The following is a 25321-nucleotide window of genomic DNA, read 5'->3' as shown; positions in this document are numbered from 1 at the left end:
TGCGTGCAATCCAAAAAATGAAAGCGCGCAGCGTAGGCAACAGATGCTGGTCGGCCATCGCCTGAAACGAAGCGATGCAATCCGTAGCGAACCGAATGCGTGCCGCCCGGCGACCGTCCGGCAGCCACGCACGCATGCAAACGGCACGCCCTCACCCCGCCACCAGCCCGGCGATGCGCACCAGCACCAGGCCGGCGGCAATCACGAGATAGCCGCGCAGCACGAGCATCCAGGTCCGCTTGAGCGGCGTGAGCCGGGCGGCGGTCAGTTGCTCCAGCGGCGGCATGGTCCACCGGGTGCGGTCCAGCACGCTGATCCGGCGCCGCGCGATGCCATGGTTCGCGCGGCGTTCGATGCGCCACAGCGCCAGCGACACCACGGCCGCGATCAGGGACCCGCCGGCCAGTACGGCCACGATCTCCACCATGCCGATGCCGGGGAACAGCACCGCGGCCGTCAGGATCACCGACAGCATCACCAGTACCGCCACCACCGTGCCCGTGAACAGGTTGGTCAGGCGGGAGTTGGTCCACGGACCGAGCACGGCCTTGTCGTTGCACAGCAGCAGCAGGAACACCGTGGCGCTCGGCAGCAGCACGCCCGCCAGCGATTGCACCGCGCTGGTCAGCAGCCCCAGCGGCACGCCCGGCGTCAGCACCAGCCCGGCCGCCAGCAGCGTGAGGCCGAAGTAGACGGCGTAGAAGCACCTGGCCTCGGTCGGCTTGCGATGCAGCGAGTGGCGCACCGCCAGCACGTCGCCGATGGCATACGCCGTCGACAGCGACACCGCGCATGCGCCGATGATGCTGGCATCCAGCAGCGCGATCGCGAACAGGATGCCGGCCCAGCGGCCCGCATGCCGCTCCAGCCCGACGGCGGTGCCCAGCGCATCGGTGTACCGGCCGAACTCGGGTGTGCCGTGGAAGGCCTGCGCGCTAAAAGCCATCATGGCCACCGCGCCCGCCACCGCCAGCACGATGCCGAGCCACAGGTCGGCGCGCTCATAGCGGATGAAGCGCGGCGTGATGCGCTTGTCGATCACGTAGCTCTGTTGGAAGAACAACTGCCACGGCGCCACCGTCGTCCCGACAATCGCGATGATCAGCAGCACCACCTCCGACAGCGGCGCACCGGCGGGCAGCGCCGGCACGAAAAAGTCGCGCGCCATCTGCCCGAGCGGCGGATGCGCCATCGCCAGCACCGGGATCAGCGCAAGGCTGCCCACCACCAGCGCCAGCGCGAACCGCTCGAAGCGGCGGAAGTCGCCCGTGGCGGCGGCCAGCAGCACCAGCGCAGCCGACACGCACACGCCCCAGTGGCGCGGAATCCCGAGATACGCCAGCGCGAGGCTGATGCCGATGAACTCCGTCACCAGCGTCAGCGCGTTCACCAGGAACAGGTCGATCACGGAGAAGCTGCCCCAGAACCGGCCGAAGCGCGCGAAGATCAGCCGCGCATGGCCGACCCGCGTGACGGCGCCCAGCCGCAGCACCATCTCCTGGTTCACGTACAGCACCGGGATCAGCAGCAGCAGCGTCCACAGCAGCGTGGTGCCGTAGTTCTGCCCGGCCTGGGCGTACGTGCCGAAGGCGCCGGCGTCGTTGTCGCCCACCATCACGATGAGGCCTGGGCCCAGGATGGCGAGCAGCGTGCGCAGACGGGCACGCCATCCTCGGCGCGGGCCGATGTCATGCCGGGCGATGGTGCCGAGCGCGCCGCGAATATCGCCGACGTGCGCATCGTCCAGCGCGGCACGACGTGGTGGTGCATCGATGCCTGAAGCGATCTGGGTCATATCGACCTCCTGAAAAAAGGATGCGGAGAAAACGGCTTACCACCAGTACGTGCGCGACATTCGGACGGCCGCCTGCGCATAGTCGTGCGGCGTCATGGCCTGCCCTGCCCCGGCCTGCCGGCTGGCGCGATCGGCGGCCGGATCCGCCGCGCGCGGCGGCACGGCCGGCGACTGGATGAAGGGCGAGGTGAACGGCAGCACCACCGACGAGAAACGGCGGACGGACATCGTGAATTTGCGCATGCGACACTCCTTGCCGCCACGCGCTTGCGTCGAGCGCGGGCGGCGCATGCCGGAAGCCTTCCGGCAACGAACATCAAGGAGCGATGAAGACACCGCTGCCTTGCCAGGGCGGCAAGTCAGCGGCGGGAAGAACCCGGGCGGCAGACTTGCCTAGATGAGGGAATCAGGTCGTGGATCAGGTCGACTCGGACTGTCCATATGGGTCCTCCTGCGAATGCGTCAGAACGCGGCACGGACACGCAGGCCGACGGATTTCGCCGGACCGCGATCCCGGTTGTCGCCGGGGTTCTGGATCAACCGGACATCGGGGCTGAGCAGGATGCCCTTCGCCGGTTGCATGCTGTAAAACCATTCGAGTGCGCGCGCGTAGGCATGGTTCAATGCGCCATCGCCCAGGAACGCGCCGCTGCCGCCGGCCGCCCGGCAGGCCAGGTGATCCGGCTCCGGCATGGCGCGGGCGCCCCGCGCGTGCAACGAAAGCAGCGCCGCCCGCCGGCATGGTTGCGGGCGCACCCGGCCCCGTGGACGCACCGCCACCCGGACGTCTTGCAGCATCGGCAAGAACAGCATCAGCCCTCCCTCGCCCGCTTCCATGGAGGACGCAGGCGCCAGCCGGCCGCGGCTCCCGCAGGACGCGCGCGCAAGCGCCGCAGCCATCCGGGCGTGTCGGTCAAACCATCGAATTCGAATACAGGAAAGGGCTCGTGCGGAGAACCCGCACAAGAACCACGACCTGCCGTGCATGACGGCCAGGCAGTGGTGAGGCGGCGATAGATAGATACCGCGCGCCTGGACTGTCTAGCCGTTCAACGTGCGACCCAGGGTCGACTGGAACAACTGTCCATGGAGATCACTCCGGAACGATGACGGGGCGCAGCGTAGCAAACGCGCGCGTGATGCCGCAAGCTGTTTTTTGTGGGCGCCGCGCGACATGCGATCCGGTGCGCCGGGCCGATCGGCCTTGCCGCGCCGGGCGCCGCACACTACGTTGAAGGAACCGGGGCTTGAGGATGACCCAGCCCGTCCCGGCACCGGGCGACAACAGGGATGAAGACATGCCACCCCGAACCCGTTTCCTGCCGATCCTGCTCGCCGCCCTGTACGCCACCGCGGCTGCTCCACAAACGAGGCCGCCCATGACGCTGACCCTGACTTCCCCTGCCTTCGCCGCGGGTGCCGAGATGCCCGGCCGACTCACGTGCGAGGGGACGGATACCTCGCCGCCCCTGGCCTGGACCGGCCTGCCGGCGGGCACCCGCAGCCTGGCCCTGATCGTCGACGACCCGGATGCCCCGGACCCCGCCGCCCCGCGCATGACCTGGGTGCACTGGGTGCTCTACAACATCCCGCCCGCCACGGCGGCGCTGGCCGAAGACGCCGCACGCAGCCACCTGCCATCCGGCACGCGCGAGGGCACCAACGACTGGCAGCGCACCGGATACGGCGGGCCCTGTCCGCCGATCGGCCGCCACCGCTATTTCCACAAGCTGTACGCGCTGGATACCGAACTGCCGGATCTCGGCACGCCGGACAAGGCCGCGCTGGAGCGCGCCATGCACGGCCACGTGCTGGCACAGGCGGAACTGGTCGGGACCTACCAGAAGCACAAACGGTGAGACGCGCCGGGACACCCGCGGCGGCAGCGCAGCAATGCCTCGCGCGGCGCCGCGTGGTAAGCGAATCCGCAGGCGGGGCATGCCCTTGCCATGCTCGTCACGCCCATCCAGCACTGCGCGCGGCATCCGGCACCGCGGTGACCGTATCATCCGCGGCCGCATGACAGCTGCCACGGACAGGCTTCGCGCGCTCAGCGGCAGGGCCAGCCAGACCGCGCGGCCTATTCAGCCCGGAGACATCCCTGCCGGCCAGCCCGCTCGGACCGGCCGGCAGGGCCCAGCGTCAATTCGCGGCGGCGGCCGCGGTTTCCTGGCTCCAGTATTTGGGCAATACCGAGTACGGGTCCGGCAAGCTCTTGGGCGTGACGTACACACTGCCGGCCCCCAGGGCCGACGCGCCCTGGACGATCGACAGCATCCGCCCCCCGGAGGCCGCGCCATACACGATATGGGCGAACCGGCTCGTCGGGTAGCTCGCCTGCCATGCTTGCGGCGCATAGCTGGCGTATTGCGCGGCGCTGTTCTCGAACACGACGAACTGATCCGCCACAGGCAGGCTCGCATACAGCTCGGGGATGCCGGTGCCCGGGTTGCCCGTCACCGCGTACGCGCTCGACAGCCCCTTGATGTAGTTGTAGACCGACTGGTAGTACTGAATATGCGTCGTATCGCTGTCGGAGGTCATCTCATCGATGAAGAAGCCGTCGACGCTGTAGAACGACAGATACGTGCTGATGTCCTGGACCACCGCCGACAGCGACCGGGTCGCATAGGCACTCGATACATAGCCGATCACCTTGCCGCCCGCCGCATGGATCTGCGCGATCGCCGCGACGTAGTTGGCATCCTGCGCGCTGCCGGGGCCGCTGCTGGGATTGAGGATGACGGTCGTGGCCACCTTCTGCGCAGTCGTGGCGAGCGTGGTCCACGCGTCCCCGCCGGAGCCGGACGGATAGATGTACGCAGGTACGAGAAGCGATTCCGCGTTGGCAAGCGAGGCACCGCCAAGCGCAGCCGCGACAAGAACAGTACGCGCCAGCGCCATGCAGGCGCGCCGAGCGCGAACGACCGGATATGCTGCTTGAGCAGCAGAGAGTGTAGGCACAAGCCCCCCGACAAATTTATTTTTCATTATGTGTGTGCCTCCTGACGCAGACGCGATGGCTCGCGCCCGTCAATTGGCCCGCCGTCGATGATCGAATCGGCGGATAACTGGCCCCTCTTGCCCCGTGTCACCGGATCGCTCCAGCGCTGCAGGTGCAACAGGATGCAGTTGGCAGAGACTCTAACGGGTCGCTGTCCTTCTGGCAAACGAAGACTGGGCAGGACACATTCGGACCAGCAAAGCGTTGTCGCGAACCGACGCCGCAGCGCCGTCCAAAAACACGCAGGCGCCAGACACCCGCGCGCCGCCCCGACCCGCGCCAACGCTCAACATCGCAGGCACGACGCATTGAATGGCCTGCAAGGCGTCTCGCGCGAATGCCTCGCCGTCATGAACATGAAAAGCCATCGTGATTGCCCATCCTGCAGGAATGGGAATCTGCGTGCGTCTCGCGCGAGCGGATGCGTGCCCTCGCGCAAACGGACGCCGCGCCGATGACATCGGGCTGCACGGATGCGCGATACCGGGCGCGATCGAGAGAACGAGGGCGACCAGCACAATCTGCAAGGCGATCCACTACATCGCGCACAACGCTCGCCCGTGCGGTCAGCATGCCGATCATCGTCCTGCTCTGCGCACCACTGCCACATCAGGGAACGCGGTCGAGACCGAATCCAGGATCAACGCGCTGCGTGCCGATCGGCTGCCGACCGTCATCGCCACCGGCAACAGCAAAACGCGGTCACCTGCCGCCACGACATCCTGATCGGCCAGGCGGTCGAACGTGAGCGCCACACTGCCGCGCAAGGACAGCCGCGGTGAAGCGACTCAACACAGGACAAGGCACGTTCACCAACAAAAAGTGATCCTCAACCCCCTCCAACGCACGAAGACGTGGCGACGCCGCGACATTGCGGCAACGAAATTTGCTGCATCGCAATATTGCGACTAGCATCAGGGTATTCCCTAGGTTCTACGAAAAAGGAGCTGCCATGAAAGCCCTCGCCCTCCGTGTCTCGCCCGCTTCCCGTTTCAGCCGTTTCTGGCAAATCGTGCGCCGTGAAGCCAAGCGCGCCCTGAAGCTGCATGTCGAGGCCTGCGGCAGGATGGCTGAGCTGTACCAGCGCTCCGGCCGATAAGTCCCCCCAGGGTTGCCGCGCTGCAATATGCGGTGCGGCAATCCGCCCTTCCCCACGCCCCTCCCGGCCCATCCCGCGGCCATCGAACGCGGCAGAACGCACCTGCTCCATCCCGCTTCCCGGGACGCGATCACACCCCCCTCCATGCAAGCTCGGGCACCGCACCTGCGGCCGAACCTCGTGCCCCCTCCCGATAGATGACTCCGCCGCCCTGCGCGTTGCAGCAGACCGGCAACGCGAAAACTCGTCGCGGCCGGTGCTCGATGAAAAGTCCACATCCGGAAGGCATGGCGAGAGATACCGAGCGGCGCTCGTCTCCCGCGCCAAGCCAAGCACGCGGTCCGCAAAACCGCACGCGATCGGAAAACGGTCTCGCAGAATTGGGTACGCTTTGGCGTGCCCGGCAGGTTTTCGGCGGGCAGAACGCTACCGTGCCGTGACGCAGGCCACCGCCCACGAAGCACACCCGGCACGATCCCCCGTTCACCCCGCGCAGCATCCCTTCATATTTGGCTGAGCGTACCCATTTCTGCGTATCCCGCTACGGCGATGAAGCCGGCGGCAAGCGCAAGGTGTCGTCGCGATTGCGCGCCAGCGCCCGCGCATAGACCGACGGCGCGCCCGTGGCATGGGCCGTCACGTAGCCGGTGATGCATGCCAGCATCAGCGGCAGCACCACCTGGTAGCTCAGCGTCATCTCGAAGATCATCAGGATCGACATCAGCGGCGCGTGCGTCGTGGCCGCCAGCAGCGCCCCCATGCCGACCACCGCGTAGCTGACCGGCACCGGCGCGGCACCGGGCAGCAGCGCATGCATGCCGGTGCCATACAGCAGGCCCAGCGCCGCGCCGCAGAACAGCGTGGGCGTGAACACGCCGCCCACCGCGCCCGAGCCGGCGCTGGCGGCGGTCGCGCCAACCTTGCAGACCAGCACCAGCGCCACCGTCTGCCACAGCCAGGGCGCATGCAGAAAGCCGTTGACCACGCTGTAGCCATTGCCCCAGACCTCCGGCACGCGGATCGACAGCGCACCGACGATCAGCCCGCCCAGGGCCAGTCGCAGCGCCTGCGGCAGGCGGGTGCGCGCAAACGCGCCGCGCGCGCGGTCGATCAGGCCGAGCAGCAGCGGTCCCGCCATCCCGGCGGCCAGGCCCAGGCCGAGATACGTCAGCACCTCCCAGCCGGAGACGAAATCGAAATGCGGCATCGCATAGACCGCGCCGTAGCCGAAGAACTGGCGCACGATGATGTCGGCGGTGACGGCGGACACCAGCAGCGGCCCGAGCGTGGCCGTGGTGATGGCGCCGAACACGATCTCGCAGACGAAGACGGCACCGGCGATGGGCGCGTTGTAGGCCGAGGTGATGCCGGCTGCCGCGCCGCACGCAACCAGCAGGCGCATATGCTCGACCGACACCGGCATGGCGTGCCGCAGCACCCGGCCCAGCAGCGAACCGCACATCGCCGCGAGCTGCACCATCGGGCCTTCGCGGCCGATCGAAGCGCCGCTCGCCACCGAACACAGCGACGACGCGCTGCGGACCAGGCTCTGCCGCGCGCTCAGTACGCCGTCACCGACGGCAATCGCTTCCATGTAGTCTTCCGCGCCCTTGCGCGGAATCCACTTCAGCCCGTATTGCAGCGTCAGCCCGGCGAGCAGCCCGCCGGCAGTGGGCACCAGCAGGCGCGCCCACCATGGCAGCGCCCGCGCCGTCGCGACCAGGCCCTGGTCGGCTCCGGCCAGCCACCATTGCAGCTGCCGCAGGCATTCGCGGAACGCGATCGTCGCCAGGGCCCCGGCGCAACCGATCAACCCGGCAATCGCCAGCACCAGATGCTCGCGCCGGAACGGCAGCCGCGCAGCAGCGCGTACCCACCATGGCGGACGCGGGGGCAGGTCGGACGAAGGCGGTGGCGTGTCGGACATGGCGGCTCCCGGGACGACTGCCCGTCATGATAGCGGCCGTGCCGCCGCATCCTCATCGGTGCGGGTACTGGCCGCCGCCTCGGGCAACCACGCCTGGGGCACCTCGTCCAGCCGCCGGTTCGGCGCCCAGGCGATCACCCGCGCCTCCACCAACTGTTCGACGACGAACGGATCGCGCGCAACGATGGCTTCGATCGCCTCGCGCGATTCCCCTCGCGCCAGGATGCCGCCGCCCTCGCGCGGGAAGAACGGGCCCGACATCAGGAAATGCCCGCTCGCGTAGTGCACCTGCAGGTGCGCCCGATGCGCGGGCAGCACGCGGTCGAGCACGTCGAGCGGCGCACGGTAGGTGAAAAGAATCAGGTACAGCATGCCGGCCTCCGGTTGAGGTGGGTTGGACATCGGATCACGGGCACGGCGGCGTACCCGAGGTCTTTCCTGACGCACGCGCGAGAGCGCCAGCGCCGCACGCCGCCGGACCCATCGCTTGCGCCGCGCCCAAAAACGCCGCTCGGCGGCCAGGGACCGGCCCTGCGCGCCCCGCCGCCGCCGCGTAGCGCAACGGAACGGCGGTGCCGGCGACCCGCAAACCGGAGAAATGGCCGGGTTCGCGCTGCCAGATGCGCTGGGTACGCACGACGAACATCCACGCAGAAATGGGTACGCTTTTCGATTTCCGGTGTGGCGGGAAAGGGTTGGCCACGTTGTATCGCAAGCCTATTCCGTTCAGAATTACGCTGGAATCCATCAAAATCAACCAGCTTCTGTGCAAAAACGCACGATTCAGCCCAGGCGCCCGGTGCCGGTGCGCGCTGCGGGCAGCGAACCTTCTTCTTCCTTGCAGTGGGATGACGTCCGCCACTTTCGTAGGCGGAAATAAATTCGTCACTACTTCGTAGATAAAAATGTCAATTCACGAGGAAGTGTGACGCGACGCTTGCCTGAATCTTGGCTAGAGAGCGGTGTGGTATTGGGTGAGCGTCACTGGAACGTAGCTGGGGCAATTGTCACTTGCCCGCCGAATTGGATTCTTTGCTGGCAACCCGCATCTTCGTCCGAAGCACCACAGGCGCGGGCTCACTACGCTGCGCCGGCTGGACGCGAGTAGTTTCTGCGTGACGGAGGATGACCTCCATGCTCTTCACTTGCATGGCAACCACCGTCGGTCGCACCGCTTTACGCGCGCTCGTCGCCATCACATCCTCCGCGAGCCAAGTCGGCCGAAGCACCGGCCCCAAGAAAGAAGCCCGGGGTCCGTCATTCGCACATGACCGCCGACCTGATCCGGGCTTTGCGCGAACGATCATAAAGTCACTCGTTCCGCTTGGTCAAACGCACTCCGGGCGCCCGCAGCAGACGCATGACTTCCATGCATCATATTCACTGCGCAGTAAAAATGGGCAATTGAGCGAATATTCAAGAACTCGCTTGAGCAGCAGCCGATCGCACCTGCCGACGACGACGCTCAGCGTCGCCCAAACGCAGCCGTAAGTTGCCGCGCTCTCTTTACGTCGTCGCCATGCAGATAGATCGAGGTGGTCGAGATCGAGGCGTGCCGCAGATTGTCCCGTACGGTCGTGAGCTCCGCGCCACGGGCCAACGCGTGCGTCGCGTGGGTATGCCGCATCCAATGCGGGCTCGCCTGGCGCAGTTTCTGCGCAAGCGCCGGATGATCGGGTTCGATAATCTCGGCGGCCGTCCAGAAGAAGCGCCGCACCACGGCCCATAGGCGCGCCGTCGTGATGCCGGTTTCTGACTCCCCTACCGCAGCACCAATGAGCCGCACTTGAGGATTCCACCGTGCGACGCTGACCGGCAAGCTTCGCTCCACAAGGTGCCGATCCAGCGCGCTGCGTGCCAGCGGTGGCACCGCGACTTTGCCCGCACGGTGGCCTTTGCCCACGAGGTTCACCCAGTGGTCGCCGGCCGCATCCACTTCCAGGTCGCCCAACTTCGACGTGACGAGTTCGCTCGCGCGCAGCCCGGTAGCATAGGAGAAATCGAGCACGAAGCGCAGACGCTGCGCAGCGGGTACAGCCCAGCCATAGGACCATTCCAGCCCGTCAGCGATGGTGCGGACCAGTGCCCACTCCCCTTCCGAGAATGCGTGAGAGGTGGCCAACTCGGGTGAGCGTATTGCACCCCGGACCTTCAGACCTGCAAACGGATTGGCCAACACATAGCGCTGCTGGATCAGCCAGCGAAACATGGCGCCCAACACTGACAGCGCATACGCGATCGAGCGCGCCGACAATCCATCTGTGAAAGGCCGCCACTCGGCCGAAGTGCGTGGCCGTGCGGGCCCAACCCAGCGTTCACGCGGCGCTGGTCGCCGCAGGAAGCTTCGATATGCAACCGCATCCTCGGTAGTCAGCGAGGACAGAGGTTTGTCACGCTCGATGATCGCCCACAAGATGAGACGTTCCGCTTCCTTCCGGTAGGCGCGCTGCGTCGCTGGCGATTCATGCAGGGAAAGCCATGCCTGGACAGCCTCGTAATCGTCGTCGGCCGAGAGGACGCAGGTCTCTCGTGGCGCCCGGAATTGCCCTCGCGAGCCATCGACTTCGTGTGGTAAGCGCAGTTGCTCCCAGGGCACCACCACTCCGCGAGCTTGCTCAGCGATGAGCGTCCGAGCGCGCTCTGTCAGACGCGGGTGGTCAGCAAAGAAAGCCTCGATGCGCCGCGCGCTGGCCTGCCCCAGCCCGGGAACGACCACCCACCAGCGGCGTCGGCGCGGCACGCGCACGGTCAGGTCCGCAAGGGTGTCGATGCCCGCGGCCCGTAGCGCGGCGACGGCGCGTGCATCCAGCCACAGTCCGACGTCATCGCTGATGAGCGGGGCTGGCAGCGGTAGCATGCGAAGCAGTTCGATTGCTTGGTCGGCTGCCCTGCCCTGTTTGGCACGGTCGGCCGCTGGCATCTCGAACAGCACCGCCAGGTCTTCGCGCTGGCGCTGACGCGCAAACGCTGCTAACTGGCGCCGGATGCGGCCGAGAACGCCGCGCGAAGATTGTCCGAGCGCCCGCCGCTCACCGAGATAGCGTTCGACAGCCTTGCGCGCCGATAAGCCCGCATGCCAGGCGCGCAGCACAGCCAGATCGGCGGCATCGGGCAAGCCAAGTGGCGCGACGATCGCAGAATCAACGGGAAGCAGACGCGTTTTCATGGAAGGCAGTTTAGTTCTTCCATAAAGCTATTGCGATAAGAAGGATTATCGCAATAGCCAGGATGGTAGGCTCCAGGCAAAATATGAGGGGCATGTCAGCGGCTAATCCGACCACCCTGCTATTGCCTGCGGAGTCGACTGTTTTTGCTCGCCAGCAAGGGAAGCACTTTCAGCGCAATGTTGCGATGACGTTGAGCGCGCTCATGGATCGCTTCTTGTCGCGGGAGCAGGATAATTGAGGATCAGACAGGTAGTGGTTGCATGGGCAAACAACTTGCCGTCGGGTCCGACGATGCGTCCCTCAGCAGTGGCGACCTGGCGCCCTACATGGATCACCTTCCCCTCAGCACGCACAAGCGGCACATCGCTGCTGAGTGCCCGGACCATGTTCACCTTGAGTTCGAGCGTGGTGTATCCCTTGCCCGCCGGCAACATGGTGTGAATCGCGCATCCAACGGCCGAGTCGAGGAGGGTCGCGAACCAGCCACCGTGGACAGTGCCGAGCGGGTTGTAGTGCCGACGTTGTGGCCGCCCTTGGAACACCGCCACGCCGTGCTCCATGTGGATGGGAATGAAGTCGAGTGTTTCGCCCATCGGCGCCGGTGGAAGCTCGCCAGCAAAAATCGCCTCAAAGATTTCCATGCCAGATCGTCCGGCGACCTGCTCCTGAGGGGCCGCATCGGCTTCTCTCAACCGGGCGCGTATTGCAACCTCGTCTGCCTTCCAAAGCTCAATGGTCTGGTCCACGGTCATTGGTAGTACCTCATCCTGAATCGGCTTGGAATCATCGGGTAGTGCCTGCACACGTTCCGCTTGCAGCAGATGAACTCAGTAGCGCGAGGATCGAGTCCCGGCACACTGACAGGATTTCGTCTGCCAGCAGCGAATCGTCCGGGCAGGCACGTGACATCACAAGGGCGCCGACCGCGTGCGCCAGTATGTCGAGAGATTGCGCTCGTGCCCCGCCTGCTTCAGCACTGTCCACCTGCTGGCACCCAACACTGAGTGCAGCAAGCTGCCGCTCGATACCAGCCGCAAAGATAGTTCGGACGGATTCTGGTTGACGTGAAGCATCCCCGCTCAACGCTGCCAGCGTGCAACCGGTCGAACGGCTGTCGCGATGCTCTCGGGAGAGATACAGCCGCACGAATTCCGACATATCCACGCCAGTGGTGAGTTCGGCTGTCTTTGCGATGCCGCAGGCAGCCGACTCTGCCATCAGGTCAGCCTTCGAGCCGAATTGTTTGTAAAAGCCGCCATGAGTCAAGCCAGCGGCGGCCATCAAATCAGCAACGCCAATCCCGTCGTAGCCGCGCTCCCGGAACAGGGCGGATGCCGTCTCAACAACGCGCGCGCGGTTGGCCTGCGCCTGTGCTTTCGTGACCTTCATGTTTCGTCTACGTGGATCCGTGTCTGCCTCGTGTTCCAACTATACATTGATGTCAACCGTCATCAAAATGTTGACACGTTAGATTATGATGATCATCATAAATACCACTCCTACCTGTGAGAGACCGAACCAACATGACCGAAAAGACGCTTTTCGAACCGTACGCTCTGGGTAAATTGACGCTCGCCAATCGCATTGTCATGGCACCCTTGACCCGTAACCGCGCGGGTGCGGGTCTCGTGCCCAGCGCATTGGCTCCGACTTACTACAGCCAGCGCGCCTCTGCTGGCTTGATCATTACCGAAGCTACCCAGGTGTCGGCCCAAGCTCAGGGCTATCAGGACACACCTGGCCTGTACACGCCGGAGCAAATTGATGGCTGGCGCGAGGTTACGGAAGCCGTGCACGCCAAAGGTGGGCTCATCTTCGTCCAGCTTTGGCACGTGGGCCGCGTATCACATGTCGACGTCCAGCCGGGGGGTGCGGCACCCGTCGCGCCGTCAGCGATCCGCGCGGAGACCAAAACCTTCGTCAATAACGGATTTGTAGACGCGTCTGAACCACGCGCCCTGGAACTCGACGAACTACCGGGTATCGTGAACGACTTTCGCCAAGCAGCAGCGAACGCTATCGCTGCCGGTTTCGACGGCGTCGAAATCCACGCCGCTAATGGCTATCTGCTGGAGCAGTTCATCAAAGACGGGGCCAATCAGCGCGCAGATGCCTATGGCGGCTCGATTGAGAACCGCGCTCGATTGGTGCTCGAAGTTGTCGCCGCAGTTACGAAAGAAATCGGCGCCGAACGCACCGGCGTGCGCATTTCCCCCGTTTCCCCCGCGAACGGAATCTCTAGCAGTGATCCGCAGACACAGTATGAATACATCGTCTCGCAACTCAGCGCGCTAGGAATCGTCTATCTGCACGTTGTCGAAGGCGCGACTGGTGGTCCGCGTGATATCGCCCCGTTCGACTATGACGCGCTACGCCGGCAGTTCAAGCAGACCTATCTGGCCAACAACGGGTATGACCTGGAATCTGCCACCGTACAGCTGAACGATGGCAAGGCTGACTTGTTCGCCTTCGGCCGTCCGTTTATCAGCAACCCCGATCTTGTTGAACGCCTGAAGACCGGCGCACCGCTTACACAGATCAACCCGGCCACGCTTTACGGTGGTGGCGCTGCGGGCTACATCGACTACCCGACCATCTCAGGCTGAAGCACACCAGTGCCTGCGCCTTGCCACAACGACCCTTAAAAAAGGAAAGTACCCATGACCAGCCTTCCGACCGTCCTTATCACCGGCGCCTCCAGCGGCATCGGTGCCACCTACGCCAACCGCTTCGCCCGCCGTGGCCACGACCTCGTTCTGGTTGCGCGTGACAAGTCGCGCCTGGATGCCCTGGCAGCGCGTCTGCGCGAAGAATGCAATGTGGCCGTCGAAGTCGTAAAGGCCGACCTCACACACCCCGCCGACCTGTCCGCGCTCGAAACTCGCCTGCGCGATGACTCGCGCATCGGCGTCCTGATCAATAACGCCGGTATGGCTCAGTCGGGCAGCTTCGTCCAGCAGACCGCTGAAGACATCGAACGCCTGATCACACTCAACACCACGGCACCGACGCGGCTCGCTGGTGCGGTTGCCACGCGCTTCGCACAGTCCGGTGCGGGCGCGATCGTCAACATTGGGTCGGTTGTGGGTTTCGCCCCTGAGTTCGGCATGTCCATCTACGGCGCCACCAAAGCCTTCGTGCTATTCCTGTCGCAAGGCTTGAACTTGGAATTGTCGCCCAAGGGCGTCTATGTGCAAGCGGTGCTTCCGGCATCGACCCGCACCGAGATCTGGGAGCGCGCCGGCATTGACGTCAATAGCCTCCCCGAGGTGATGGAGGTCGACGAACTGGTCGATGCGGCACTGGTTGGCTTCGACCGCCGCGAATTGGTCACGATCCCGCCGCTGCATGTTGCAGAGCGCTGGGACGCGTTAGATGGCGCACGCCAAGGATTGATGTCGGACATTCGACAAGCACACGCGGCCGAGCGCTATTTGCCGCACGCCTGAGACTCACCCCTTCTTTCTCGAAACGCACGCCGTAGGTTATTTGCCGAGTACGACAAGTTACGGCGTTGCGCTACCGGCGGCATTTGTTTCACCCGTTGGAGTGGCGCTGCCGGTGCGCATGATGAAAGAAGAGCCGCTAACGACGCCGGTGATGGCGGTGCCAGGGCATCTCACCCTGTCGGCTGATCGAGCAGCCCGTCGCTCAGTTTTTCCCATCCGCATGGGGTCGACAGATGAACCCAATGCATCAAAGGAGCCATGACCATGACATTCAAAGCGCTTCTCGCAGCCAAGACGGGCGATGCAATTTCTACCACCTTGGTCGACTTCGACGAAGTCGACATGATGCCGGGCGACGTCACTATCGCGATTGAATATTCGGCGGTGAATTATAAGGACGCGATGGCGATCACTGGACGCGCCCCGGTAATTCGCGAGTTTCCATTAGTTCCGGGCATCGACTTTTCGGGCATCGTCGAAGCATCGTCGGACACAAGATTCGCGGTGGGCGACCGCGTTGTCGCCAATGGCTGGGGTCTGAGTCAAACACATCACGGAGGTTTCGCGCAGAAGGCACGCGTCAGCGGCGACTGGCTGATCAAGCTGCCTGACGTGTTTTCGACGCGAGATGCCATGGCCATCGGCACGGCTGGATACACCGCAATGCTGTCTGTGCTCGCACTCGAGCACATGGGGCTGACGCCTGACAAAGGTGATGTGCTGGTGACTGGGGCAAGTGGTGGAGCTGGGTCCATCGCTATCGCTTTGCTGTCCAAGCTCGGCTATAAGGTGGTGGCCTCCACGGGGCGCCTGGAGGAGACCAAGTACCTATGGGAGCTAGGTGCTGCGGAAGTCATTGATCGCCGCACGCTGTCGGAGCCTGGCGCACCGATCGCCAAGGAACGCTGGGCCGGCGCGATCGACTCCGTGGGAAGCCACACACTGGCCAACGTGCTGGCGCAAACGCGCTACCGTGGCGCCGTGGCGCCGTGGCGGCCTTCGGGCTCGCGCAGGGTGCAGACTTACCCGCTTCCGTCCTCCCTTTCATCCTGCGCAACGTAACCCTAGCAGGCATCGACTCGGTCAACACACCGCAGGACGTCAGGCTGCAGGCATGGGAACGCCTTGCCACCGATCTGGATCTGGGCAAACTTGCACACGCGACACAGGTGATCGGTTTGACCGAAGTGCCTGGCATCGCCAACTCGGTACTCCGAGGCCAGGTGCGAGGTCGCACCGTTGTCAATGTCAACGCATGAAAAACGAAACGCAAAGGAGGCAATGATGACCAAGTCCGATCCAGAAACCCAATCGGCAATGGCCTATGCCGAAGCACCGAACAAGATTGTCAGGACAGAGAGAGGAGCATTCGCCTACCGAGAACTAGGCCCACACGGCGGAGTCCCTCTAATTCTGCTCAACCATTGGGGTGCAGTGCTGGACAACTTCGACCCTCGTATCGTCGATGGCTTGGCTCGCAAGCACCGCGTTATTGCCATTGACTATCGAGGGATTGGTTTATCTGGTGGCATCGCACCGGTAACCGTGGAAGAAATGGCCCGCGATACCATCGCACTGATCCGCACCATGGGTTTCGATCAGGTCGATCTGCTCGGCTTTTCGCTCGGCGGCTTCGTAGCGCAGGACGTGGCTCTAAAGGCACCAACTCTGGTGCGTAAACTCATCCTCACGGGAACCGGTCCCGCAGGTGGTCAGAGCATCGATCGTGTGGGTGCAATCTCTTGGCCACTGATACTTAAGGGCCTGCTGACGCTGCGCGATCCAAAGACTTATCTATTCTTTACCTCCACGGCCAATGGCCGGCAGGCAGCAAAGGCGTTCTTGCAGCGACTGAAGGAACGCAAGAACAGTCGCGACAAGGGGCCGACACCTCGCGCTTTCCTCCGTCAACTCAAAGCGATCAAGGCCTGGGGCCAGCAGAAGCCGCAGAATCTTACCAGCCTGCCGATGCCTGTCCTGATCGCCAATGGCGATAACGACATCATGGTCCCTACTGCGCTAAGCCACGACATGGCTCGCCGCATTCCCAACGCGCAACTCATCATTTATCAAGACGCAGGGCACGGAGGCATCTTTCAGCACTACGCAGACTTCGTACCCAAGGCATTGGAATTCCTCTCGCACAACGAGAGCAGCGCAGCAGCGCTGAAATGACCGGCAGCGAACAATCGGCGCGGTGTTCCAATGATTTCGAGCTGCGTCGTGATATCCAGCGAGTCATCTCTTCATAACCGTTCCTCCGGGGAACCGACTTCTCATCGCCGGCTGCCTGATCGCAGGAAGTAGGTCCGAGCCCAGTCAACGCCGCGCAAGACCTGATGCTTAGGGTCAGCGAGAGGCGCTCTGGCGATCTTCCGAAACGACAGGCGGAAACTGAAGTGCAGGCGGACACCGGCTCAGGCAAAGTTGCCGGAGGATGCACCAGTTCGCGGTGACCACCGGTCTGGCGAAGCCCGCGCCGACACCAGTCGGCACCGGGCAGAGCCGCGGCAATTCACGCATCGAACTGAATGACAAAACTCTGCAGCGAGACTGTTTGCGGAGATGCAAAGACGATCGGCACCAACAGAAGAAGACCCCCTGCGATCGTCTGAGTCCCACTATCGCCCTTCGCTTTGATCGGCTGGCACCCTGCCTTCCATCACCCACTCGTGGATGGTCATCAACAGCCCAAGATCGAGTTCCTTTGAAGTTACAGCGCCGAAACGCCGGATCCACATTTCAAAGGCTTCCGCTTGTTTCGTCGAATACTGCAACCCGATAGCTTCAGATTTATTAAGCAAAATCCCCTCCAAGGCTTGTTGGCATTAAAAATTGGCGACCTATAAGATTCACAACCCAATAACGCGGAACCCATCTTTTTAGAGGCCAAATTTTTACATTATTATTGTTTCAAATAATCAGCCAATCTTTGGAACCACATTACTTCAATAAAATCACCGGTGACGACGAGGTCTTGCTGATGCAGCGCGGAGAGAAATGCCTCTTTCCCATCCTTAGCGGAAAGAACAGAGAATCCAATTCTCCCATCTCTGAATGTCAACGTAAATTTCGGATTTTTAGCCAGCCCAGAAGCCGACTTTATTCCTCCATTCTTTACCATGAAGTACCGGCCGCTCCCCTGCATCGTTCGGATCTGAAATATCAAATCCTTCCCCTTTACGTGACTCACGCAATCGGGATTGCTTTTTGCCGCCCGTTGTAATAGCTTTGCCAGAACCAACAGAACGATTTTGAACCTGAACATGATCTTATCTCAAGCGTCTCATCAAAAAATTTAAGCGAGCGAAATCGACTACTCAGTCAAATCTACTCGTTCAGGAATTGTGTGGCGTGCATCAAGAAGCGCGACGGATACTGGAACTGAGCTGCGTGACCTGCGTCTGGATAGATGAACAATTGGGCGTTTGGAATGTTCTGCGCCATGTGCCAGGAGTTGATTGTCGGAACCATGATGTCATTCACGCCATTAAGAATGAATGTTGGCTGCTTGATCTCCCGCAAATGCACAAAAGGATCTTCGGGATCGAGCTTCGGCAAGTAATACATGTTTGCCTCAAGCTGAGCCTGCGTGACCTCTGGTGAACTAGGCGGATCTTGATCAACGCGCTCATGCCTACGCTTCCAGAAGTCGAGCCCAGCTTGTTTCGCCGCTTCTGACCGACCGAAGAATAGAAACAAGAAGTCCTCCACGGTGGGTACCGGACGCGGCGCCGCATCCATCACACCTGGGTCCATGTCAGGATTGCCTCCACGTGGCCCCGTCCCAAGAAGCATCAGCTTTCGCACAAGGCTAGGATGGCGTCGCGTCAGATCTTGAGCCTGAAAGCCGCCCAGCGAGAATCCTAAGACGTCAACTTTGCGAAGACCGAGCGCACGTATAACGGCGGCCGCATCATCTGCCATATCCTCAATTCTGGTGCGTGGCTTTCCAGAAGAGGAAGCTATGCCGCGGCCGTTGTACAGGATCACCTCGCGCCCTGCGGCCAAGCCGTCCGTCATGAGTGGATCCCAATGGTCCATTCCACCGCGGAAGTGTTGGAGGAAGAACAATGGCGGCTCACCAGTCGTACTGTTACCCCAACGGCGGTAGGCAAATCTGTTGCCATCGACTTCCACGTAATGCGTCGGGGCAGTGAGGTGGGTATAAGTCATGTCGGTCTTCCGGTATGAAGGGGAAAGAGTCGCACTGGATGAGGAAGTCAGGCGACAAATCCCATTCTTAAATTAACTTGATCCCCCTTTTCGCGGTCTCAGTAATGATTTGCACGCGAAAGGGAAGTTGAACTTCAGGCTATCGAGCAAGGAATTCCAGCGCCTTAGGAACAAATTCCGTGTAGTACTGAAAGATCCCACCGTGGCCAGCATCGGGATAGATGATGAGGCTGCTGTTAGGCAGACGCCGCGCCAGGTCTTCTGAATTCTTAGTTGGAACCATGCGATCGTTATCGCCGTTAACGATGAGCACCGGATTTTTGACAACTGATAGATCCTCTGGCTCCTTCAATCCCCAGACACGCAGCGCTTCCAACTGCGTCAAGAACGCAGATGTGGCGATCTCCTTGTCGCGATTTTCCGAACGTTCCTTCAAACGCTCCAGGAATGCCTTGCCGGCCTCAATACCGTTCGGCGTGCGGGTGAAGAACAAATACTGCTTTGGATCCTGGCGGGTGAGAGCACCACGAAGAACGTCATAAAACGTTACGCCGGATACCGTGCTGATACCTTCACCGCCAGCGGGACCCGTGCCGGCGAGAATCATCTTGCGGACGAGTTGCGGATCTTTGAGCACGATTTCCTGCGCGATCATTCCGCCCATCGAAAAGCCCAACAGGTCGACCTGCTTGAACCCCATAGCTTTGATGAAAGCGATTGCGTCATCGGCCATGTCCTCGATCGAACTCGGCGTTGAACCGCTGGACGCACCGATACCTCGATTGTCGAACGTAACAATATGGTGTTCCGCCGCGAAACCATCCACGACACGTGGGTCCCAGTTGTCGAGTACGGCCGCCAGGTGCGTAAGGAACACCACCGGCGTGCCGCCATGATTTTTTCCCAACTCTCGGTATGCGAAGTCGACTCCGCCAACCTTGATGGTTTGCGTTGGCACATTCTTCCAGGTGACCGCCTGCTCTTGCTCCGCTGGAGAGGCCATCTTCGGACCGTCCGGCGGAGCGTCGGCTGCCGCTCCCGTCGTTGAAATAAGCGTTGCTGCCAAGGCGAATCCGAGCAGACTTGTCTTCAGTAGGTGATGCATGGCTTTGATTCCAGGTTAGGTAATTGCCAAAGGAGTGTTTTGTGGCCTCCGCCACTCGGAACTCCCGACAAGAAAATTCGGCACTTGCGATAAAGTTCTTGCTTGTGCCCGCGCTGCGTGGCCGGCATAGCGAGCATCAAAAGGAAAAGGGACGGCAATCAAGCTCTCATGCGCTTGGTGCGGTAGTTTCCCCAGCTGCTATTCACCAAACTTTTGAGAAATGCCATTAGGGCACTTTCGTTCGGGCGAGGGTTACCCCCCTCCGCGATACGCTTCAGTTGGCGCGTATACCAAAGGACCTCCATAATTCCCATGCGATCCACCGGCTTGATGCCAGTCTTGATGGGCCGCACGCGCTGCGAGCTGTCGCGTCCGTTTAGCAAAGCAGCTGGCGCATCAGGATCAATCGCCAATAGGCGAGCGACGCCAACGATGTCGAGTGCGCCTGAACTGAGCGCGGCGTTCATGCCCTCGGCCGTGCGAAAGCCCCCGGTCACCATCAGCGGCACTTGGACCTCAGCTCTGACCTTTTCTGCAAACTCTAAGAAGTACGCTTCGCGGGCTGCCGTCGAAGCTTTTTGCGGCTTTTGGAAGGCACCGCTCATGGCTGGCGCCTCATAAGTGCCACCGGAGATCTCGATCAAGTCAATGCCAGCCTCTACGAGCGCGCGGATAGTTGCCATCGACTCCTCTTCGGTGAAGCCGCCCCGTTGAAAGTCTGCTGAATTGAGTTTGATCCCAACCGGGAAATCTGCGCCGACTTGGCTACGGATCTCCGAGTAGACGGCCATTACAAAACGGCGACGTTTCTCGGGAGTGCCACCCCATTCGTCAGTGCGATGGTTGTGATGAGGGGATAGGAACTGACTAATGAGGTATCCATGGGCGCCATGAATCTGCACGCCGCTGAAGCCCGCCTTCTTGCAGATGGCAGCACTGCGCCCGAAACGCTTGATGATGTCGTCGATTTCCGTGGTTGTGGCTTCTCGCGGCGTTTCAAAAAACGCTGCCATGTCTTCACGGAATGGGATAGCCGAGGGCGATAGATTGCTTGCGTTCAGCCCCTTGGGCGACTGCTTTCCGGGATGGTTCAGTTGCACCCAGACAGCCGCACCTTGATCGGTAGCCGCGCGGGCCCATTGCTGCAGGATGAGCAGGTCGGATTCATCTTCGATGACAACGTTGCCGGGTTCGCCCAGCGCCCGGCGATCGATCATCACGTTACCGGTCAGAAGTAGACCAAGGCCCGATGCAGCCCAACGCCGGTATAACTCCACTAGCTTAGGTGTCGCATGGTTGTCGTACGTCCCCAGCGTTTCGCTCATGGAGGATTTGGCGAGGCGGTTACGAACGATGCTGCCATTTGGCAAGCGTAAGGGCTGGTTCAACAGGCTGGCGTTAGATGTGGACTGACTGGACATGAGGAGTACTCGAGAAGGTGCGTGCAGCGGGTGTTTTCGGTGGAACGTGGGACATTGCGTGTTCGGTCAGAGCGGTGATAGTCAAACTCGGGTTCACGCCCAGATTGGCGCTGAGCATCGAGCCATCACAGATCAGCATGTTTTGATAACTGGAGCGGCCCCACGTATCTGAGGACACAAGGACACTCTTAAAATAAGGGATAGTCTTGTGCCTATCAGTAAGCCTAGTCATTACGTGGAATCCATCGAAGTTCTGACCGAGCCGGAGCGCCGTCGTCGGCGCACGGCACAGGAAAAAATCGCCATCGTGCAGGAAACGCTGGCACCGGGCGCATCGGTGTCTGCCGTTGCGCGGCGGCACGGCGTGAACCCGAACCAGGTGTTCGGCTGGCGCAAGCAATACCAGGAAGGCAGCCTGGCGGCAGTGCAAGCGGGCGAAACCGTTGTGCCTGCATCGGAGCTGGCCGCAGCCATCAAGGAAATCAAGGAACTGCAGCGGCTACTCGGAAAGAAAACGATGGAAGTCGAAATCCTGAAAGAAGCCGTCGAGTGGGGTCGGTCAAAAAACCTGATTGCGCGCTCGCCCTTGTTGCCGGGGGACGACCATTGAAAACGGTCTGCGAAGTTCTCGGCGTGGCGCGCTCTGGCGTGGCGGTGAAGCAGGTTCGCTCGTCCGGTTGGCAAGATGGTCGCCGTGCCAAGCTGACCGACGACACGGAACTGGTCGAGGAAATCCTGGCCCATGTGGCGCACTTGCCGACCTACGGCTACCGGCGCATCTGGGCGCTGCTGCGACGCAGTCGTGAGATAGTCGGCGCGCCGTGCATCAACCACAAGCGCGTCTATCGGGTCATGCGCGAGCATCAGTTGCTGCTGAGCCGTCCTGGCGTGCGTCGAGACAAGCGGCGACACGACGGTCGGGTAGCCGTGGACCGGAGCAATGCTCGTTGGTGCTCGGATGGCTTCGAATTCCGTTGCGACGATGGCACGCCGCTGCGCGTAACGTTCGCGTTGGACTGCTGCGACCGAGAAGCGATTAGCTGGGCGGCAACCACAGGCGGACATAGCGGTGACGTAGTGCGTGACGTGATGCTGGCTGCGGTGGAACAGCGTTTCGGCACCACGCAGGCTACTCAGCCCATCGAATGGCTGACGGACAATGGCTCGGCCTACATCGACCACCGCACGCGCCGCTTTGCGCGCGAGCTGGGCCTGGAGCCACTGACCACGCCCGTGCGTTCGCCGCAGAGCAATGGCATGGCCGAATCATTCGTGAAGACCATGAAGCACAATTACGTCGCCTATATGGACAAGCCCGATGCGCCAACGGCGCTCTCGCGTCTGGCTGTTGCGTTTGAGCATTACAACGAGCGTCACCCGCACAAAGCCCTGAAATACCGCTCGCCTCGCGAGTTCAGGCGTGCTGCCGCGTCATCAACCTAACGGTGTTCGCGTGTCCTGAGTTACAGGGGCAACTCCAATAACCAAAGACGCGGTTTTGAGCATCCATCACACCGTGCTCCGGAGAGTTCGCCATTGCGCAGCCCCCCATGCAATGGGCTGTCGTAGGAATGTTGAACAGAATCTCGGTTAGGAACGCCGTAGGGATGCCGCCCAGTGCCTTTGCCCCCTTTTCAACAAACGCATTTGCCTCAGGGATAAAGGTGGGGATCGGGTTACCGCTGGTACATAACTGCTTTGCGAACGGCCAATACCAGCGGCGCTTGAATTGCATGTTGATGAACGCATCAACTGTCTGCATCACTACAAACAGGACGGTTTGCCGAGCGAACCCTATGGGGTTGTGCACGCGGATCGCTTGGACAGGATGCTTCACAAGAGTCCACAGCCACGCGAAAATTCGCGACCATCCAGCACGTCCGCCGCACAACAAGGTCATCATGAGGCCAGTGGCGTCCGAGCCTTCCGGATAACGCACTGCTCCTATGTGCGTTCGCTCGTCGATGTAGACGCCTGCACCACCAGCTACGCCATGTGACATGCTCTTGTCTTTTGCTGGAAAGCGCACGCCGACGAGCGATTCGGCATTGGTACGCACGCGCTTGCCGAGGTCGTCGCTAATGCGCGGCAATGAGCCTCGTTGTTTCAGACGAAACAACAGTTCCATCGTGCCCAACGAGGAGGCCGCGAATACCAGACCCCGGCAGCGGAAGCTGCGCTGCTGCCTGTTAAACCAAGCGGTGGAGCGCTCGGTGAAAATCTCGTAGCCTTCGCTGCCATCTTCCTTTCCGTTGAGCGGGCGCACGTCCACCACCTTGGTTTCGGCAAAGACTTGAGCACCGCGCTTTTCCGCGAAATAGAGATAATTCTTGTCGAGCGTGTTCTTGGCGTTGTGCTTGCAACCCACCATGCAACCGCCGCATCCAACGCAAGTCCCCCGCTCGGGACCATCGCCGTCAAAATACGGATCAGGATAGGTTTCACCGCCGGGCTCTCCATTTGGCGCGAAGAACGTTGCGACGCGGCCGCTGTGAAAGGTGTTGGCTACACCGTGAAGCTCGGCCATTTTCTTGAGTCGCAGGTCGGCCTCGCCCAAAAGCTTGTTTTCGGTCACGCCCAACATCCGCTCCGCCATGGCGTAGTACCGTGGCATGATGTTTTTCCAGTCTTGCAAGTCGGCCCAGGAACCTTCATCCCAAACTTTGTCAGGGGGAACTAGCAGCGCGTTGGCATAGGTAATAGATCCCCCGCCAACCGCTTTGCCGCTTAAGACCATGACGTGGCGAAACAACCGCATGTTGTAGAAGCCGTGCATTTTCATGCCCGGCAACCACATCCACCGTCGTGCGTCCCAGTTGCTCTTGGGAAAGTCCTTGGCCTCCCAACGCTTTCCCATCTCCATAACACCCACTGAATAGCCCTTTTCGGTTAGGCGGCAGGCAGACACGCTGCCACCGAAGCCGGAGCCAATCACGATGTAGTCGAAGTCATAGGAAATGCTCATAGCCTGCACCTTGAGCTCAGGCTTGCGGTGCGACTAGAGCGTGCTCCGGGGCTCCAGAGATTCATCATTTGTCTCCAATTTATGGTTTATTCGTTCCGACTAGACGAGCCGAACTCGCAGCCAATGTCAGACGGCGCTGCGACGGCCAGGCTCCTTCCTGACCGACACCGGCAGCAATCCAGATCCATATTCGATCGCCACCAAGTTTGCGAAAACGGCTGATCCCGTGTTCAACGCGGGACGATACGAGGCCGTGGGGCAGTACATGGACTGATCACGACTAGACTTCGCCGGAGACGCATGGTCTGGACATCGACAAGAAGGTCGTCTGCTCACAACTGCGTTCCCAATCTTCAAGTCCGCCTCCAAAGTCGCAGGTGCGGCCACAATTATGATGTTCATCATATTTTGGCGCGCCCCGAAAAAATGGCGAAGCGCTGGCGCCCTACCGAGGAGCCGAGCGTGCCTGTGTCGGCGTGTCGTAGAGCTGAATCAATGAGTCTCGAGCCGCCGCCAAAAGTGCACGCCCTTTGGGGTTATCCCCCAACGTGCGCGCGAGTTGCAATGCACCGATGAGCGATCCAGCCACCATACTTGCCGCCTCACGATGCGATGCTGCAAGCGTGGAGCGCACCGCCGAAATAAGCTGCTGCACATGCACAACTGAGGCCTGCCGCACGGATCCCGATTGCCGTGGCATCTCCGTCGCGAGCGCGGCAACGGGACAACCGCCATCCAGTGAGCTCAAAAACCGATCCGCCAAATAAACCTCGACTAGGCAGCGAAACCCGCTAATCTCCGGGCCAGCCCATTGCCGAGTTACAAGCGCGGCCTCAACGGCGATGTCGCGACTGGCACGCTCGAGCGCTTCCACAAAGAGTGCGTCTCGCGACTTGAAGTGCGCGTAGAAACCGCCGTGCGTCAGCCCGGCCTGATTCATCACCTCAGCAACTCCGAACCCCTCGTAGCCTCGGCTGCGAATAACTCGCGCAGCTGCATCGAGGATGCGCTGATGTGTCTCTTCCTTGCGTCGGCTTCGGCAGCGGTTCATTAATCACTGACTCACAAATATGAGGCCCATCATATGACGAGCATCATGGAGGGTCAAGGGAAATTTAGAAGATGTCGCCGGTCGACCACGATAACAGCCGGAGACTTCACACCGTAGCTGACACTCCTAGCGCCGCTCATATTGGTGGGCGCTTCCCCGGTG

The 25321-nt window shown here is 61.7% G+C and carries 21 protein-coding genes and 3 pseudogenes; 7 read left to right on the top strand and 17 right to left on the bottom strand.

The window, feature by feature from the left end:
- Nucleotides 1-151: 151 nt before the first annotated feature.
- The 3 genes from GO999_RS22510 to GO999_RS22500 form a co-directional block, all read right to left on the bottom strand.
- Nucleotides 152-1795 (bottom strand): Nramp family divalent metal transporter, encoded by a 1644-nt coding sequence (locus GO999_RS22510; protein ID WP_211906901.1) that lies wholly within the window; start codon nt 1793-1795, stop codon nt 152-154.
- Nucleotides 1796-1831: 36 nt separating this feature from the next.
- Nucleotides 1832-2038: a hypothetical protein gene (locus GO999_RS22505; RefSeq protein WP_019719769.1), complete on the bottom strand. Its 207-nt coding sequence runs from the start codon at nt 2036-2038 to the stop codon at nt 1832-1834.
- Between the two features lie 219 nt (nt 2039-2257).
- A complete protein-coding gene (locus GO999_RS22500) occupies nt 2258-2632 on the bottom strand; it encodes a carbohydrate porin (protein WP_165592159.1) in 375 nt (124 codons plus the stop codon).
- A 542-nt stretch (nt 2633-3174) separates the two neighbouring features.
- On the opposite strand from GO999_RS22500, the gene GO999_RS22495 reads away from it, so the two are divergent.
- Nucleotides 3175-3654 (top strand): YbhB/YbcL family Raf kinase inhibitor-like protein, encoded by a 480-nt coding sequence (locus tag GO999_RS22495; RefSeq protein ID WP_211907206.1) that lies wholly within the window; start codon nt 3175-3177, stop codon nt 3652-3654.
- 283 nt (nt 3655-3937) lie between these two features.
- Here GO999_RS22495 and GO999_RS22490 read toward each other — a convergent pair whose 3' ends face one another.
- Together GO999_RS22490 and GO999_RS22485 are read right to left on the bottom strand one after the other, a co-directional pair.
- A complete protein-coding gene (locus GO999_RS22490; RefSeq protein WP_016722297.1) occupies nt 3938-4699 on the bottom strand; it encodes a spherulation-specific family 4 protein in 762 nt (253 codons plus the stop codon).
- Between the two features lie 678 nt (nt 4700-5377).
- Entirely contained in the window at nt 5378-5554 is a 177-nt protein-coding gene (locus tag GO999_RS22485; RefSeq protein ID WP_021156136.1) for a hypothetical protein, read from the bottom strand.
- A gap of 197 nt (nt 5555-5751) precedes the next feature.
- Between GO999_RS22485 and GO999_RS22480 the strand changes: the two genes are divergently transcribed.
- Nucleotides 5752-5898 (top strand): hypothetical protein, encoded by a 147-nt coding sequence (locus tag GO999_RS22480; RefSeq protein WP_011003342.1) that lies wholly within the window; start codon nt 5752-5754, stop codon nt 5896-5898.
- A gap of 541 nt (nt 5899-6439) precedes the next feature.
- On the opposite strand, the gene GO999_RS22475 is transcribed toward GO999_RS22480, so the two are convergent.
- From GO999_RS22475 to GO999_RS22455, 5 genes are all read right to left on the bottom strand, one after another.
- Nucleotides 6440-7825 (bottom strand): ClcB-like voltage-gated chloride channel protein, encoded by a 1386-nt coding sequence (locus GO999_RS22475; protein WP_011003341.1) that lies wholly within the window; start codon nt 7823-7825, stop codon nt 6440-6442.
- Between the two features lie 24 nt (nt 7826-7849).
- Nucleotides 7850-8197: a YciI family protein gene (locus GO999_RS22470; protein ID WP_028853915.1), complete on the bottom strand. Its 348-nt coding sequence runs from the start codon at nt 8195-8197 to the stop codon at nt 7850-7852.
- A gap of 1093 nt (nt 8198-9290) precedes the next feature.
- Nucleotides 9291-10991, bottom strand: coding sequence for a site-specific integrase (locus tag GO999_RS22465; RefSeq protein ID WP_211906900.1), 1701 nt, complete (start codon nt 10989-10991; stop codon nt 9291-9293).
- 201 nt (nt 10992-11192) lie between these two features.
- Nucleotides 11193-11744 (bottom strand): PaaI family thioesterase, encoded by a 552-nt coding sequence (locus GO999_RS22460; protein WP_211906899.1) that lies wholly within the window; start codon nt 11742-11744, stop codon nt 11193-11195.
- 31 nt (nt 11745-11775) lie between these two features.
- The gene (locus GO999_RS22455) at nt 11776-12381 is read right to left on the bottom strand and encodes a TetR/AcrR family transcriptional regulator (protein ID WP_211906898.1); all 606 of its coding nucleotides are present in this window, start codon (nt 12379-12381) and stop codon (nt 11776-11778) included.
- Nucleotides 12382-12515: 134 nt separating this feature from the next.
- Here GO999_RS22455 and GO999_RS22450 point away from each other — a divergent pair, with 134 nt between their 5' ends.
- The 4 genes and pseudogenes from GO999_RS22450 (at nt 12516) to GO999_RS22435 (ending at nt 16616) form a co-directional block, all read left to right on the top strand.
- Entirely contained in the window at nt 12516-13598 is a 1083-nt protein-coding gene (locus tag GO999_RS22450; protein WP_211906897.1) for an alkene reductase, read from the top strand.
- 54 nt (nt 13599-13652) lie between these two features.
- Nucleotides 13653-14441, top strand: coding sequence for an SDR family NAD(P)-dependent oxidoreductase (locus tag GO999_RS22445; protein ID WP_111395327.1), 789 nt, complete (start codon nt 13653-13655; stop codon nt 14439-14441).
- A 264-nt stretch (nt 14442-14705) separates the two neighbouring features.
- A pseudogene (gene acuI, locus GO999_RS22440) lies at nt 14706-15700 on the top strand (acrylyl-CoA reductase (NADPH)).
- A gap of 25 nt (nt 15701-15725) precedes the next feature.
- Nucleotides 15726-16616, top strand: coding sequence for an alpha/beta fold hydrolase (locus GO999_RS22435; protein ID WP_111395335.1), 891 nt, complete (start codon nt 15726-15728; stop codon nt 16614-16616).
- Nucleotides 16617-17346: 730 nt separating this feature from the next.
- On the opposite strand, the gene GO999_RS22430 is transcribed toward GO999_RS22435, so the two are convergent.
- The 5 genes and pseudogenes from GO999_RS22430 to GO999_RS22410 all read right to left on the bottom strand — a co-directional run.
- Nucleotides 17347-17709 carry an SCP2 sterol-binding domain-containing protein gene (locus GO999_RS22430; protein WP_111395325.1) on the bottom strand — a complete coding sequence of 121 codons (363 nt, stop codon included), beginning with the start codon at nt 17707-17709 and terminating at the stop codon, nt 17347-17349.
- 62 nt (nt 17710-17771) lie between these two features.
- Nucleotides 17772-18617, bottom strand: coding sequence for an alpha/beta fold hydrolase (locus GO999_RS22425; RefSeq protein ID WP_211906896.1), 846 nt, complete (start codon nt 18615-18617; stop codon nt 17772-17774).
- A 139-nt stretch (nt 18618-18756) separates the two neighbouring features.
- Nucleotides 18757-19722 carry an alpha/beta fold hydrolase gene (locus tag GO999_RS22420; RefSeq protein ID WP_211906895.1) on the bottom strand — a complete coding sequence of 322 codons (966 nt, stop codon included), beginning with the start codon at nt 19720-19722 and terminating at the stop codon, nt 18757-18759.
- A 158-nt stretch (nt 19723-19880) separates the two neighbouring features.
- Nucleotides 19881-21143 carry an NADH:flavin oxidoreductase/NADH oxidase family protein gene (locus GO999_RS22415; protein WP_211906894.1) on the bottom strand — a complete coding sequence of 421 codons (1263 nt, stop codon included), beginning with the start codon at nt 21141-21143 and terminating at the stop codon, nt 19881-19883.
- Nucleotides 21121-21291 (bottom strand): annotated as a pseudogene (locus tag GO999_RS22410) (cholesterol oxidase); the annotation flags it as partial. The gene GO999_RS22415 and the pseudogene GO999_RS22410, both read right to left, overlap by 23 nt.
- A 96-nt stretch (nt 21292-21387) precedes the next feature.
- On the opposite strand from GO999_RS22410, the gene GO999_RS22405 reads away from it, so the two are divergent.
- Nucleotides 21388-22586 (top strand): IS3 family transposase gene (locus GO999_RS22405; protein ID WP_197362529.1). Its coding sequence is split into 2 segments (ribosomal slippage): nt 21388-21703 and nt 21703-22586, totalling 1200 coding nucleotides; the frame shifts between segments, so codons are not numbered across the junction.
- Between the two features lie 37 nt (nt 22587-22623).
- Here the strand turns inward: GO999_RS22405 and choxAB are convergent.
- Together choxAB and GO999_RS22395 are read right to left on the bottom strand one after the other, a co-directional pair.
- Nucleotides 22624-24108 (bottom strand): annotated as a pseudogene (gene choxAB, locus GO999_RS22400) (cholesterol oxidase); the annotation flags it as partial.
- Between the two features lie 445 nt (nt 24109-24553).
- Nucleotides 24554-25159: a TetR/AcrR family transcriptional regulator gene (locus tag GO999_RS22395; RefSeq protein WP_111395596.1), complete on the bottom strand. Its 606-nt coding sequence runs from the start codon at nt 25157-25159 to the stop codon at nt 24554-24556.
- Nucleotides 25160-25321 lie beyond the last annotated feature (162 nt).

The sequence above is a fragment of the Ralstonia nicotianae genome, from assembly GCF_018243235.1.
GTDB classification, from domain to species: domain Bacteria; phylum Pseudomonadota; class Gammaproteobacteria; order Burkholderiales; family Burkholderiaceae; genus Ralstonia; species Ralstonia nicotianae.
Note: the sequence above shows the minus strand (reverse complement) of the source record. Positions and strands in the feature narration are given on the sequence as shown.